This is a genomic window from Bradyrhizobium sp. 164, from assembly GCF_023073715.1.
Taxonomy (GTDB): Bacteria; Pseudomonadota; Alphaproteobacteria; order Rhizobiales; family Xanthobacteraceae; genus Bradyrhizobium.
Genome location: NZ_JADPKA010000029.1, coordinates 365,295 through 378,685, shown reverse-complemented (window position 1 = coordinate 378,685; position 13,391 = coordinate 365,295). Strand labels below are relative to the sequence as shown.

Here is a 13,391-nt window from a genome sequence, read left to right as displayed (position 1 = left end):
CCGCACCGAGCACAAGTTCGTCGCGGGTCAGGAAAATTGAGGGGGCGCGCGTGCCTGGGCGCCAGAGCCCCTATCGGCAGCGACGACGGATATCTCCAAAGCGTGCCATGCCACGCGCTTGGCGTGGCGGAAGGGGATGGAGAGCCCAACGTGGGGCGGAGAATCGAGCGAGGCGTTGGCCTGTGCCAGGCAACACAGCGCGCACGCGCCGCCGTGCGCGGTGGGGCTGTCGGTCTGATCGCCCAGGCCGCGCTGCTCACCCCCGCTGTGGCAGATGACGCCGGCGGACAGCCGATCGGCAACGGCCTGGCCGGCCGCCAAGCAGGCGGCAATCGGCGCCAGCACCTGCATCACCAGGGCGAGCAGGACAACGGGTAGGAATTTTTGCAAGCGCGCGCGCATCCGCCGAACCGTTCGTTCCTCCACTAACTAAACACCGCCCCAAGCCCCGAGTCGAGGTCAGTTCCGCCGCCTTGTTGGCCAGCGAAAACATCTCGAAGTGGTCGGGAGCACCCTACCCGCGACGCCAGGGGTCCGGCATTGAGGCAAGTCAAACCACCTCCCTCGTCCAAAAATTCCTTTTGTTTCCCATACGTTTACAGGGATATGAGCCCGATCATTTCGTCAAATGCTCGAATTTTGAACATTCGTTGCCGAAAATGATGACAAGTGAGAAAAGTTGATCTAGCATCCCTCTTGCTCAGGCTGGCCGTGAGGTCGAAGTCTGGTGGTCCAAGTCTCGGGAGGAGCCCCTGGCGCGCAAAACGCAGCGTCGCCCCGTTAATCAAGAGCAAATCTTAGAATCGGGGATAATAGGGTCGACACAATTTTTGAGCGGGGCCAGGGCCCCGCTCTTTTTTTGTTTTTGAGCGGGGCCAGGGCCCCGCTCTTTTTTTGTCTGCGGGGCTTCGACGCCGATGAGTGGTCCCTCTAATCCGATCGAAAATAGCTTCGAACTTGCGGCATCGCGCTGCGCGGACCTCACGCCGCTGGTCTATCAACGCCTGTTCGAACAGCATCTGGAAACGCGGGCGATGTTCCGCTCGCAAGGCAGCGAGCTCGTGATGGGATCGATGCTCGCGCTGGCCATCGAGGCGGTCCTCGACTTCGCCAATGAACGTCGTGGGCACTTCCGGCTGATCGCCTGCGAGGCAGCCTCGCACGAGGCTTACGGCACGTCGCGCGAGCTCTTCATCGCCTTCTTCGCGATCATCAGGGATACGAGCCGCGATCTGCTCGGCGCTCGATGGTCGGCCGACATTGCGCGGGCATGGGATACATTGCTCGTCGAGTCGACGCATTCACCAAGGCGCGGGCCTGACGCTTTGCGCTGCACCAAGGGTGGCTTGCTGCGATCAAGCGATTGATTGCAGATTGAGTGGCATCAGCTCTTGTGAGACACTTTCGGACATCGGTCGCGCATTCAATGACGCGCCGACGATAAAATTTTACGGGAGCGAGCGATGTCCGGGACGAAAGATTTCTCGACGACGAGGCGCGATCTTCTTCAGGCGGCAGCGACCGCCGGCGCCGCGACTGCCATCCTCGGCAGCATGGGCATAAACCCAGCACTTGCAGCCGAAGTCGGACGAAGCGAGAAACCGCTGAAAGCGGCCTTCTCCAACGCGGGCCTCCAGGCCACCTGGTGCGCGCAGGGCAAGCAGGCCGCGGAATTCTGGGGCAAGCTGTTCAATGTCGAGGTGACCTGGTTCGATGGTCAGCTCGACGCGGTCAAGCAGCGCGCCGCGATCGACAACATGGCCTCGCAGAAATGGGATTTCGTCGCGATCCAGGCCTTCGGCATCGGCACTCTCACCCAGCCCGTGCAGAAGATGATCGACGCCGGCACGCCCGTCATCGACATGGACACGCTGATTGCGCCGCTCGACCAGATCAACGTCCACTCCTTCCTTGCCCCCGACAACGAGTTCATGGGCGCCTCGGTAACCCAGGCGCTGTGCAACGCGATGGGCGGCAAGGGCAAGATCATCATGACGCAGGGTGCGCTCGGCCACACCGGCGCGCAAGGACGCGCCAAGGGTTTTAACTCGGTGGTCAAGCAATTCCCTGGCATCGAGGTGCTCGACACCCAACCGGCCGACTGGGACGTCTCCAAGACCGCCCGCCTCTGGGAGACCTATCTCACCAAATATCCGCAGATCGACGCTGCGTTCTTCCACAATGACGACATGGCGCTCGCCGCCTACAACATCATGAAGGCCCGCAACCGCACCAACATCCTGATTGGCGGCGTCGATGCCATGCCGCCGGCGATCCAGGCGGTGAGCGAGGGTCGCATGTTCGCGACCGTGCGCAATCCGTCGTGCCGCATCCATGGCGGCGCCATCGTTGCAGGCGTGTCGGCCGTGGTCGGCGGCGAGAAGAGCGGACAGGGAATCCCGAAGAACGTCGTCACCGACGGCCCGGTCGTGACCAAGGCCAATGCCGCCGGGATGCAATGGATGCAGGATCACTTCCTGATCTGAGCCTCCATGCCTGCGGGACATCAGCCCATCCTGGAACTGAAGGGCATCACGAAGAGCTTCGGCGGCGTCGAAGCGCTTCGTGGTGTCGACTTCGCGCTTCTTCCCGGCGAGATCCATGGTCTCGTCGGCGAGAACGGCGCCGGCAAAAGCACGCTGATGAAGATCATCGCCGGCGTGCACACCGAATTCTCCGGCCGCTTCCTGGTTGACGGGGCGGAAACGCATTTCCGCTCGGCGCGCGATGCCCATGCGGCCGGCATTGCCATGGTGCACCAGGAGCTCAGCGTTGCGCCCGACCTCACGGTTGCGGAGAACGTCTTTCTGGGCAACCAGCCGGTCAACCGCTTCGGCCTGGTGCAATGGCGGCGGATGGCGCGCGAGGCGGGCGAGCAGCTCGCCCGCTTCGGTATCTACGTCGACCCGATGTCGCGGCTTGGGGACCTCCCGATCGGGCTCCAGCAGTTGATCGAGATCGCCCGCGTGCTGTTCTCGGGCGCTCGCATCGTCATCCTGGACGAGCCGACCTCCGCCCTCTCCCCACCCGAGGTCGAGCGGCTCTTCACAACGCTCCGGCGTCTGCGCGAGGAAGGCACTGCAATCGTCTTCATCTCGCATTTCATCGAGGACATTCTGCGCGTGTCCGACACGGTGACCGTCTTCCGCAACGGGCGGAAGGTCGCGGAGACCGCCAGCGCCGCGACCAGCAAGGGCGCGCTGATCGAGGCCATGATCGGCCGCGGCGGCGAAACGCTCGAGCATAGCTACACTGACGATTTGATGCTGCCGCGGCCGAGCGACAGTCCGGTCGTCCTGAAGGTCGACCAGCTCTCCCTCGCGCGCAGCCTTCAGGATGTCTCGTTCGAGGCCCGCGCCGGCGAGGTGCTCGGCATCTACGGCTTCATGGGCTGCGGCCAGCAGGAGCTGTCGCGCATCCTGTTCGGCAAGCTGAAGCCGGACAGCGGCACGCTCGCCGTCGAGGGCGCACCAAAGACCTTCGCCAGCACGGCGGCGGCGCGGCGCGCCGGCGTGGCGCTGGTGCCGGAGAGCCGGCGCGACATGCTGTTTCACCAGGAGCCGGTCTACAAGAACATCTCAATCAGCATTTTGGATCGCATCTCGGCGCTGCTGCTCAAGCCGGCGCAGGAGCGCGATATCGCAAGGCACCAGGTCGAGCAATTGCAGATCAGACCGCCCGTGGTCGGCCTCGACCTCGGCATGCTCTCCGGCGGCAACCAGCAGAAGGTTGCGCTGGCGAAATGGCTGACCTATCCACCCAAGCTTCTGGTGCTGTGCGAGCCGACCCGCGGCATGGATGTCGGCGCCAAGAACGACGTCATCAACATCGTCCGCGACCTCCGCGCCAAGGGGCTTGCCGTCATCGTGCTGTCGACCGAGCCGGAAACGGTGCTGTCGCTGGCCGACCGCATCCTCGTGCTCAAGCGCGGCGCATTGGTGCGGGAATTCAGGAACGAGCCGGTCAGCAAGGACCGCCTGCTGGAAGCGGCGTGACGGAGAAGCACCATGGCGAGCAGTGACACGGTTCCGGCGGCGGCTGCTCGAGCGCGGGGACTTGCGCCCTTCCTGCGCTCGCAGATGCGCAACATTGCGCCATTCCTGACGCTGATTTTCCTGTCCGGCTTCTTCGCCTTCGCCAGCCCCTCCTTCGCGACGCTCGACAATCTCGGCAACATCCTCACGCAAGTGTCGGTGACAGGCATCATCGCGGTCGGCCTCACCTTCGTGATCCTCTGCGCCGAGATCGACCTCTCGATCGCCAGCATCGCCAACGTCACCGGCATCGCGGTTGCCTATTTCACGCTCCAGGAATCCTACGTCAACATCGCGAATGTGCCGCTGCCCGGCGCGGTGGCCATCATCCTGTCGATCCTGCTCTGCGCGCTGCTCGGCCTCGTCAATGCGCTGGGGCTGACCGTGATCGGCATCCCCTCCTTCATCATGACGCTGGCGATGATGCAGATCGCGGCCGGCATCTCGGCGCTCCTGGTGCGCGGCCAGATCGCCTACAAGGTGCCGAGCCTGATCACGACGCTCGGCTCGGGCTCGATCGGTGGCATCCCCTGGATCGTCATCGTCGCCGCCATCATGCTGCTCGGCGGGCATCTGGTGCTGACCTACACGCGCTTCGGCCGCTACGTCTACATGGTCGGAGGCAATCGCGAGGCGGCCGAATATTCCGGCCTCAACGTCAAGCTGATCCTCGGCGCGGTCATGGTGATCTCGGCGGTCTGCTCCGGCCTTGGCGGCATGCTCGGCGTTGCCCATTTCGGCAGCGCGCAGCAGAACGAATTCGACACGTACCTGCTCGACTCCATCGCCGCCGTCGTTGTCGGCGGCACCAGCCTGTTCGGCGGCCGCGGCGGCATCGGCAACACCATCGTCGGGCTTTTCGTTCTTGGTGTTCTCAATAACGGGCTCGACCACGTCAACATCGACAGTTTTTTGAAGATCCTGATCCGCGGCCTGATCCTGCTGGCGGCGCTGGTCATTAACGTCTATGCGCAGCGACTGAGGGAAAAAGCGGCGGAGTAGACGGCCCCCAAAACGAAAACAGCGAAAACAACCTCGTGCACAGTAGCCGGGGCTAGCGAAATCAATCGCTTGCCGGTGGCGTCGCGACATTGCGGATTTTACGAAGTGGATTTGACTCGTCGGGCAAAACAGGGGCATGATGTCACGATGGCCGGCGGCTCCGAGAGGCGGTGCCCACTCCCGTCATTGCGAGCGCAGCGAAGCAATCCAGAATCTTTCCGCGGTGGCAGTCTGGATTGCGTCGCTGCGCTCGAAAATGACGGTCTGGAGGCAGCAGAGGAATCCTGGATCGTCTCAATCGCGAAGCCAGGGAACGCGTCCTAACTCTCGGCCTCCGTATGCGACGGCAGCCGCGAGAAGCGGAAATTGCAATGGCTCGCACCGCCGGCCAGCGTCTGCGTCCTTTCGAGGCGAATGCCTCGCGTGGCATAGGCGTCGAAATCAAGCCCGCAAATGTTCGGCAGGATGTCCTTGTCGCCGTGGCGCGCTGCGAGCTTGCAGAAGCCACAAGCCTTGTAGTTGATGCCGAATTCGAAGGTGTCTCCTGGATCCGGCTCTACGAAATCGTAGACGAAGTCCTCCGGAAACTCCCTCTGGTGGCTTTCCGTGACGCTCCTTGCCGCCTGCTCGCGCAGCAGAGCTTGGTTCGCGGACGACATGAACTGGCGTCCCGAGGCAAGGCGTTCCGCCTCTGACACGGTGAGCAATTGCGCTTTGTAGGTTTCCCGTTCGATCTCCCCGATCACCGGGACCGGCACACCGTGGCGCCGGAGCACCCGACTGATGGCCATAAAACCCGTGAGACGCATGAAGAAATCACTCATGCGGCTGGCCGCGCCGCCGACATAGGGCATTTGGGTCAGCACGATTTCGAATTCGTGCATGACTTCCTGCCTGATCTTCTCGATGTCGGATAGTCGCGCGCGCTCGCGCAACATCGCATCGGCAAGGCCGAGGCGGTGCCGCATGGCGGCTTCCATTGCGTCCCGATGCGTCTCGTAGAAAGGATGGATCTCAGCCATTGGACACCCGATATGATTGGCTCATTGCAATGTGGGCGACGCCGGTTTCATTCTGCGGCGATCGCCTCGATCTCCAGCAGCCATTTGCTGTCAACGGTCTCGACGATCACGACCGTCAGCGCGGGCTGGTGATCCCCGAGAATCGCGCGGCGAATAATACGGTTGGGCAGGACCTGGTTGCGGTCGGTCAGGAACGTGGTGACCTTGACCAGATGCTCGACGCCCAGACCCGCAGCGGCGAGCACTTCCCTGACGTTGCGCCAGGCCTGCTCGCATTGCGCCTCGAAACCGTCGGGCACGGTGCCGTCCGATCTCTCCGGCACCTGGCCGCTGATGAACAAGAGGCGGCGATGCAGCCTCAGTTCAAGTCCCATGCTGTAGCCGCCGGCCGGAGCGTGGACCGTTGCGGGATTGTGGGTGACGACGTGAACTGGTGGCATGGGATCTCTCCGTGTTGCGGCCGACCCTATCCGGCGGCATCGCCGGGGCGCAAAGCACTATTGCTGCGGTTCAGCGCAAGAAAATCTATTGCAAGCACGCAGCCATTCAGTGACAAACTGGGCAGCAATGACTTACATCCTTCCACCGCTCAACGCGCTCCGCGCATTCGAAGCCGCCGCCCGGCATCTCAGCTTCAAATTGGCCGCGCACGAGCTGCACGTGACGCCCGCCGCCGTAGGGCAGCAGGTGAAAGCGCTGGAGGCGCGCCTCGGCGTACGCCTGTTCGACCGGCTGCATAAGCAGCTCATCCTCACCGCGGCCGGTCAGGCCTATCTACCCGGGATATCCGAAGGCTTTCGCCACATCGCCGAGGCGACCTCGCAATTGAAGCCGGCAGGTGCGGTCCTGCTGCAATTGGGAGTCCATGGCGGCTTCGACCTGCGCCGCCTCCAATTGGCAGAATTTCGCAGCGCGCATGCGGAGATCGGCTTGCGGGTGCTTCAGCCCGCCGGCCTGCACGAGCTGGTCGAGGGCAAGGTCGACCTCTTGATAGCCCGCGGACTTGGTCACCATCCGGGCTATCGCTGCGAGCGGATGGATGAGGGAGCGGGTGTGGGTGATTGGCTCGTTGCGCCTGAAGGCACCGCGGATTGCCCGGAAATCGTCAGTTTTCGCGAATGGGTGCGCGGCCTGCTGGAGGAGAAACCGCTCGCTAGCCGCCGCCCTCGTCTTGTCGGCGGCGTCGGGAGTTGAGGCGACCGCAAACCCGTAACAACTCGGCGTCTAGTCCGACTCCGGTACCTGTGTTTCTTGGAGCAAACCGGACATCGGTCGGCCGACAATTCCCGCTGCATCGGTCGAAAATGACCCGAAGCAGACCTTAGCCTCCTTCAATCCAAATTCCTGCTTCGCTCAGCGCGTTGAGAAATGCGCTCGACGTCTTTGGGGTCCAGTGACCGGCTGTCACACAGCTGATTCAGCTCATCGAAGGTAATCTTACCGTTCCGTTCACCGATTTCGATGGCTCGTCGAATGATTTCCGGCACGCTCATGTTCTCTCCGTTTCAGCAGCCCTTACTATATGGGAGCGAGTCGGGTTGTGGCCCATCTGCGAAATTGAGCATCGGCGGACCAAAGTCCGGTCATTACATTAGAGCGGGCCTGATTTGCTCAACCTGAGTTCTTCGCAGTTTGACCCGAAGCCGGACATCACCCCTCCGGTACCCCGGCCACGCGCATCCCTTTCAGGATGCGCCTACTTCCGTCGAGAAAGGTCGCATTATTGCCGATTGACATGCTCTTCATGCGACGAATCGTAAATGTGGAATCGAGCGCTTGCCCTGCTTTCGCGGCGGCGTACGCGTCGTTCAGCTTGCCAAGTAGCGCGAGAGCAGCCGCAAGCCCAAAATGCACGAGCGGATAATTTCGGTTGACTTCGATACTGCGAAGGAACCACCCGACTGCTTCGTTATCTGCTCCGACCTGCAACTTGGAAAACCCGACCGGCGACAGCCATCTGTAGGCAAGAGTGTCACGAGGAGAGAGGCGCAATGCTTGGTTTACGTGCCCCTCTGTCTCTGCGCCGCAACCCATTATATACTTAGCGAGACCAATCATCGCGTGGGCGTCGGCAAAATTCCGATCTAATTCCAATGCTCGCTCGCACTCTGCCAACCCTTGAACCGCGCGGTTCGTATGCATCAAGACGATTCCTAAGAGCAAGTGTGCAAAGGGATGGCTCGGTGCATGGGATAGCGCCTTTAGGAGTATGGTCTCTGCGGCTGCCAGACGAAGAGGCAGGTCGTCAGTCAAAAAGGTCGATGAGGATGTCACATCGACCGCCGCCATCCAGATTTTCGCGTCGACGTTTTCAGGGTCGATCGTCAATGCCCGCTCGAAATAAAGGCGAGCTTGTGTCAGCGAGCTAGACGTGAGGCCCTCATTGAATGAATGGCGACCCCGGAAAATCAAATCTATGGCGTCGGGATTGGGCGTGTTTTCCGCTCGCCGTGCCTCAGCCTCAATCAGCTGGGCATTCACTGTGTTCGCCAGCCGCGCTACGATCTCATCCTGCATGTCGAGCAGGTCAGCGACGGGTTTATCGAACCGGTCAGCCCAGAGGTGACTACCTGTTTCGGTCTCGACAAGCTGCACGTTCACTCGCAACCGGTTGCGGTCACGTTGTATGGAACCTTCGAGTGCGTAGCGGACGTTCAGTTCGCGACCGATCTGTTTGAGGTCAGCGACCTTTCCTCTGTAGGTGAATGCTGTGTGTCGGCCAATGACGAACGAGCCTCTGATGCGAGACAAATCCGTGGTTAGGCTCTCGGTCACGCCATCTACGAAGTAGTCTTGCTCAGCATCACCGCTGAGGTTGGTAAAAGGCAACACAACGACGGAAAAATGAGGTGGGGAAACCTGTCGTGTCCGCCCAGTTTCTGATGCCCGGTTACCTCCATCCCGGATCATCGCATAAGCTCGAACAGGGTGAGCGATGTTCTTCAGATGTTGTTCGCCAATATCGGCGAACTCTGCATCGACCTTACCTCGGACGTGTTCGTACACAGAGGCAGACACGCATATGCCACCCGGCTCTGCAATGCTCTCCAGCCGTACCGCTTTGTTGACGCCGTCTCCAAAGATGTCGTGGGGCTCGACGATGACGTCGCCAATGTTAATGCCTACGCGGAAAGCAATACGTGTTTCGTCAGCGTCACCTATCGTAAGTTCCTTGATGAGCTTTTGAAATTGTACGGCAGCCCGCACCGCTTGGACCGCGCTCGAAAACTCCGCTAAGAATCCGTCGCCGGTATTCTTCACGATACGGCCCCGGTGTTCGGCAATTGCCGGGTTGACAGCGTTAGCTAAGAGCGCTGCAAATTTGGCATGCGTAGGTTCTTCATCGGTATGCATCAGCCGCGAATAACCAGCGACATCGGCAGCCAATATCGCTGATAATCTGCGTTCGATCCCGATTGGCCGTTCTTGCACCATGGCCTACGATCCACGCCTCGCGCGATTGTACATCAAGTCGAGCAGGATGCCCACCCATCCAATGTCTCCTGTTGGCCCATTGCATCAATTCGCGGCAACAAAGCCATTCCGCCGCTTTCGGATCGAAGCGGACATTGAGCAAACCGCTACGTCGCGGCCAATGACGTCTGATGGGCAATCTCGTCACTTCGCCAGCACCTCACCGCGTGCCCGTCCGGCCGTGTCTCCAGCGTCGGCTCCGGCTCGCTCCGGCACACCGCCTCTGCGTAACGACAGCGCGGGCTGAACGCGCATCCGTTCGGCGGGTTGAGCGGATTGGGCAGGTCACCGCCTGTCGTCGCCAGCGGGGCGTGGCGCAAGGGATCGGGAATGGCGGCGATCAGGGCCTGCGTATAGGGGTGCGCCGGCCGTTCGAAGATCTCGCGCCAGTGGCCATTCTCCACGATGCGGCCGAGATACATCACGGCGACGCGATCGCTCATGTGCTCGACGACGCCAAGGTCGTGGCTGATCATGATGTAGGACAGACCGAGCGTCTCCTTCAATTCCAGCAAGAGATTGATGATCTGGGCGCGGATCGAGACATCGAGCGCCGAGACCGGTTCGTCGCAGATGACAATCCTGGGATTGAGGATCAGCGCCCGCGCAATACCGATGCGCTGGCGCTGGCCGCCGGAGAATTCATGCGGGTAGCGGTCGGCCTGCTCGGGCCGTAGGCCAACATGTTTGAGCATCGTCGCGACGCGATCCTCGATCTCGCTTTTCGCGGTCACGCCATGGACGCGCAAGGGATCTTCGAGCGTGCGGCGGACGGTCTGGCGCGGATTGAGCGAGGCGTAGGGATCCTGGAACACGATCTGCACGATGCGAGCCAGCGCCTTGCGGTCCGCGGACTGCCTGTTCGTGACGACCTGCCCGTCCAGCACGATGCGGCCGCGCGTCGGCGTCAGGAGACCGAGGATCGAGAGCGCGATCGTCGACTTGCCCGAGCCGGACTCGCCGACGAGGCCGAGGCATTCGCCGCGCCTCAAGCTGAGATCGACACCGTCGACGGCACGGAGCAGCCGCCTCTCGCGGCCGAGCAAGCCGCCCCCCAGTGGAAAATGCACCGCGAGATCCTCGACGCTGAGAATGAGATCGTCGTCCGGCCTCCCCTGTGGCTCATGCATGATGGTGACACCTCACCAGACCGCCGGCGCCCAGCAAATCCGTCCCCGGCGCAGTGGTTCGGCAAATATCGGTCGCCTGCGCGCAGCGCGGATTGAACCGGCATCCGTCCGGGAAGCTCGCGATCGCCGGGACGACGCCCGCGATCTCCTTGAGTCTGGTCCGGCCAAGCGCAGCGCGACTGCCGAGCCGCGGCAGCGAGGCGACGAGGCCCTGCGTATAGGGGTGCGAGGGTGAGCGGAAAATATCGGCCGAGCCGCGCTCCTCGACGATGCGGCCAGCATACATGACGGCTACGCGGCGGCAGACATTGGCGACCAGGCCGAGATCGTGGCTGATCATCAGGATGGCCGTCCGCCGCTCGGCACATAGATTGCGCATCAGCTCGATGATCTCCGCCTGCACGGTCACATCGAGCGCGGTGGTCGGCTCGTCTGCAATCAGGAGATCCGGACCGCATGCCAGCGCGATGGCGATCATCACGCGTTGCCGCATGCCGCCCGAGAGCTGGTGCGGGTAATCCTTCACGCGCCGCTCGGGCGCGGGGACGCGGACGCTCGCCAGTGCATCCACCGCCAGCTGATTGGCTTCCCGCCAGCTCTTGCCCTTGTGCAGCACGAACATCTCGGCGATCTGCCGGCCCACGGGCGAGACCGGGTTCAGGGCCGTCATCGGCTCCTGGAAGATCATGGCGATGCGGTTGCCGCGCAGCGCCCGCTGTTTGGCGGCGGAAAGGTGCTGGATCTCCCGCCCCTCAAAGCGGATGACGCCGCCCCCGATCGACAATGGCGGCCGCAGCAGGCCGATCAGAGCAAGCGCCGTGATGCTCTTGCCGCAGCCGGATTCACCGACAAGACCGAAGGTCTCGCCACGATCGATGCGGAACGAAACGCTCTCGACGGCGGGGACCTTGCGGGATCCGTCGTTGAGATCGATGCGCAGATCCTCGACTTCGATCAGCGGCGAGCCCGTCATGTGCGCCGGCTCCGCGACTGTGGATCGAGAATGTCGCGCAGGCCGTCGCCAAGCAAATTGAGGCCGAGCACCGTCAGGAAGATGGCAAGGCCCGGGAAAACCGAGAGCCACGGCGCCGTCGTGATCTGGTCGCGGGCTTCCGACAACATGCTGCCCCAGCTCGGAAACGGCGGACGCACGCCGAGGCCGAGGAACGACAATGCGGCTTCGGACAGGACCGCACTACCCATGCCGAGCGTGCCGATGACGACGATCGGTCCGAGCATGTTGGGCAGCAGCTGCGTGATCATGATGCGCATATCGCCGTAGCCGAGCACGGTTGCCGCCTGCACATAGCCCTGGCTCCTCAGCGACAGCGCCGAGGCCCGTGCGATCCGGCAGGTGAAGGACCAGTTGGTCAAGCCGAGCGCGATGAGCAGGCTGGTCAGGCCGGGTCCAAGCACCGCCATGATGGCCAGCGCGAAGATCAGCGAAGGGATCGCGAGCATGAGGTTGGTCAGGGCGTTGACGACATCGTCCCACCAGCCGCCCCAATAACCCGCGCTCAGGCCGAGTGCCACGCCGATGACGCTGTTGATGAGTTGGGAGACGATGCCGACCGTCAGCGAAACGCGGGCGCCGTACACGACGCGGGAGTAGATGTCGCGGCCCTGCCCGTCGGTGCCAAACCACCAGGTCCAGCTCGGCGCCTCCTCTGCATTCATGAGGTTGGCGTCCATGATCGGATCGGTGTGCGCCAGCCATGGCGCGAGCAGGCCGACCAGGATCGCAAGCGCAAACAACGCGCCGCCGATGACGAGATTGGCGCGGAGCTTCATGCGTATCTGATCCTGGGATCGATCACGCCGTAGAGCACGTCGATCAGCAAATTGAGCGCGAGAAAGAACAGCACCACCACGAGAATTGAGCCCTGGACGGCCGGAATGTCGCGCTGGAGGACACTGTCGACCAGCAGCGAGCCGATGCCCGGCCATGAGAACAATTTCTCGACGACGACGGCTTGCCCCATCAACGCGCCGAATTGCAGGCCCATTGTCGTGAGAATCAGGACGAGCGCGTTGCGCATCACATGCCACTTCACGACACGGGTCTCGCTCATGCCCTTGGAGCGCGCGGTGCGGACAAAATCGGCGGTCATGATCTCGAGCACGGCGGCGCGCGTCGTCCGGGCCAGCAGCGCCATCGGCGAGACGCCAAGCGTCACGGCCGGCAGGATCAGATATTTGAGGCTGCCGTCGCCATAGCCGAAGCTCGGCAGCCAGCCAAGCTTCAAGGCGAACAGGTACATCAACAGCAGCCCGAGCCAGAATTTGGCCATCGAAAGGCCCGACACGGCGACGACCATGGAGACCGTGTCGACGATGCCGCCCGGTCGCAATGCTGCGACAAAGCCGAGCGGAACGCCGATCGCGATCGCAAACGTCAAGGCTGCGAATATCAATTGCAGCGTCGGCCACATCCGTTTTGCGATCATGGTCGTGATCGGCTCGCGGGTCCGGAACGAGGTCCCCAGATCACCTGTCGCAAGCTTGCCGATGTAGGCGCCAAAGCGCATGTAAACGGGATCGTCGAGGCCGAGCTGCTTTTTCATGCGCTCCACGACCTGCGGGTCCGCTGCACCGCGGCCGTCATCGCTCATGCTCGATACGATGCTGCCAGGGACCACGCTGAACAGGACGAAGACCACCAGCACCACGGCCAGCACGGTCGGAACGGTTTGCAGGATTCGGCGGATCAGGAAGGCGAGCATTGCAAC

At 62.3% G+C, this 13,391-nt stretch carries 14 protein-coding genes; 5 read left to right on the top strand and 9 right to left on the bottom strand.

Annotated features, from left to right (window positions below; genetic code table 11):
• Positions 1–27 precede the first annotated feature (27 nt).
• Positions 28–402: a DUF2946 family protein gene (locus IVB01_RS13035; RefSeq protein WP_247275912.1), complete on the bottom strand. Its 375-nt coding sequence runs from the start codon at positions 400–402 to the stop codon at positions 28–30.
• A gap of 515 nt (positions 403–917) precedes the next feature.
• Between IVB01_RS13035 and IVB01_RS13030 the strand changes: the two genes are divergently transcribed.
• The 4 genes from IVB01_RS13030 (at position 918) to IVB01_RS13015 (ending at position 5,036) form a co-directional block, all read left to right on the top strand.
• Positions 918–1,367: a globin gene (locus tag IVB01_RS13030; protein WP_247275911.1), complete on the top strand. Its 450-nt coding sequence runs from the start codon at positions 918–920 to the stop codon at positions 1,365–1,367.
• 96 nt (positions 1,368–1,463) lie between these two features.
• Positions 1,464–2,486: a sugar ABC transporter substrate-binding protein gene (locus IVB01_RS13025; protein ID WP_247275910.1), complete on the top strand. Its 1,023-nt coding sequence runs from the start codon at positions 1,464–1,466 to the stop codon at positions 2,484–2,486.
• Between the two features lie 6 nt (positions 2,487–2,492).
• The gene (locus tag IVB01_RS13020; protein ID WP_247275909.1) at positions 2,493–3,995 is read left to right on the top strand and encodes a sugar ABC transporter ATP-binding protein; all 1,503 of its coding nucleotides are present in this window, start codon (positions 2,493–2,495) and stop codon (positions 3,993–3,995) included.
• A gap of 12 nt (positions 3,996–4,007) precedes the next feature.
• A complete protein-coding gene (locus tag IVB01_RS13015) occupies positions 4,008–5,036 on the top strand; it encodes an ABC transporter permease (RefSeq protein ID WP_247275908.1) in 1,029 nt (342 codons plus the stop codon).
• Positions 5,037–5,356: 320 nt separating this feature from the next.
• Here IVB01_RS13015 and IVB01_RS13010 read toward each other — a convergent pair whose 3' ends face one another.
• Positions 5,357–6,058 carry an L-2-amino-thiazoline-4-carboxylic acid hydrolase gene (locus tag IVB01_RS13010; protein ID WP_247275907.1) on the bottom strand — a complete coding sequence of 234 codons (702 nt, stop codon included), beginning with the start codon at positions 6,056–6,058 and terminating at the stop codon, positions 5,357–5,359.
• A gap of 47 nt (positions 6,059–6,105) precedes the next feature.
• Positions 6,106–6,498: a RidA family protein gene (locus IVB01_RS13005; RefSeq protein WP_247275906.1), complete on the bottom strand. Its 393-nt coding sequence runs from the start codon at positions 6,496–6,498 to the stop codon at positions 6,106–6,108.
• Between the two features lie 127 nt (positions 6,499–6,625).
• Between IVB01_RS13005 and IVB01_RS13000 the strand changes: the two genes are divergently transcribed.
• Complete coding sequence (locus IVB01_RS13000) at positions 6,626–7,252, top strand: LysR family transcriptional regulator (protein WP_247418448.1); 627 nt, start codon at positions 6,626–6,628, stop codon at positions 7,250–7,252.
• Positions 7,253–7,389: 137 nt separating this feature from the next.
• On the opposite strand, the gene IVB01_RS12995 is transcribed toward IVB01_RS13000, so the two are convergent.
• From IVB01_RS12995 to IVB01_RS12970, 6 genes are all read right to left on the bottom strand, one after another.
• A complete protein-coding gene (locus IVB01_RS12995) occupies positions 7,390–7,551 on the bottom strand; it encodes an RNA polymerase subunit sigma-70 (protein WP_247275904.1) in 162 nt (53 codons plus the stop codon).
• A 157-nt stretch (positions 7,552–7,708) separates the two neighbouring features.
• On the bottom strand, positions 7,709–9,493 hold the full coding sequence (locus IVB01_RS12990) for an adenylate/guanylate cyclase domain-containing protein (protein ID WP_247277180.1): 1,785 nt from the start codon (positions 9,491–9,493) through the stop codon (positions 7,709–7,711).
• A 146-nt stretch (positions 9,494–9,639) separates the two neighbouring features.
• Positions 9,640–10,662 carry an oligopeptide/dipeptide ABC transporter ATP-binding protein gene (locus IVB01_RS12985; RefSeq protein WP_247277179.1) on the bottom strand — a complete coding sequence of 341 codons (1,023 nt, stop codon included), beginning with the start codon at positions 10,660–10,662 and terminating at the stop codon, positions 9,640–9,642.
• The gene (locus IVB01_RS12980) at positions 10,655–11,635 is read right to left on the bottom strand and encodes an ABC transporter ATP-binding protein (protein ID WP_247418450.1); all 981 of its coding nucleotides are present in this window, start codon (positions 11,633–11,635) and stop codon (positions 10,655–10,657) included. The genes IVB01_RS12985 and IVB01_RS12980 overlap by 8 nt, the downstream gene beginning before the upstream one ends.
• Entirely contained in the window at positions 11,632–12,453 is an 822-nt protein-coding gene (locus IVB01_RS12975; RefSeq protein WP_247277177.1) for an ABC transporter permease, read from the bottom strand. The genes IVB01_RS12980 and IVB01_RS12975 overlap by 4 nt, the downstream gene beginning before the upstream one ends.
• The gene (locus IVB01_RS12970; RefSeq protein ID WP_247277176.1) at positions 12,450–13,385 is read right to left on the bottom strand and encodes an ABC transporter permease; all 936 of its coding nucleotides are present in this window, start codon (positions 13,383–13,385) and stop codon (positions 12,450–12,452) included. The genes IVB01_RS12975 and IVB01_RS12970 overlap by 4 nt, the downstream gene beginning before the upstream one ends.
• Positions 13,386–13,391: the final 6 nt, after the last annotated feature.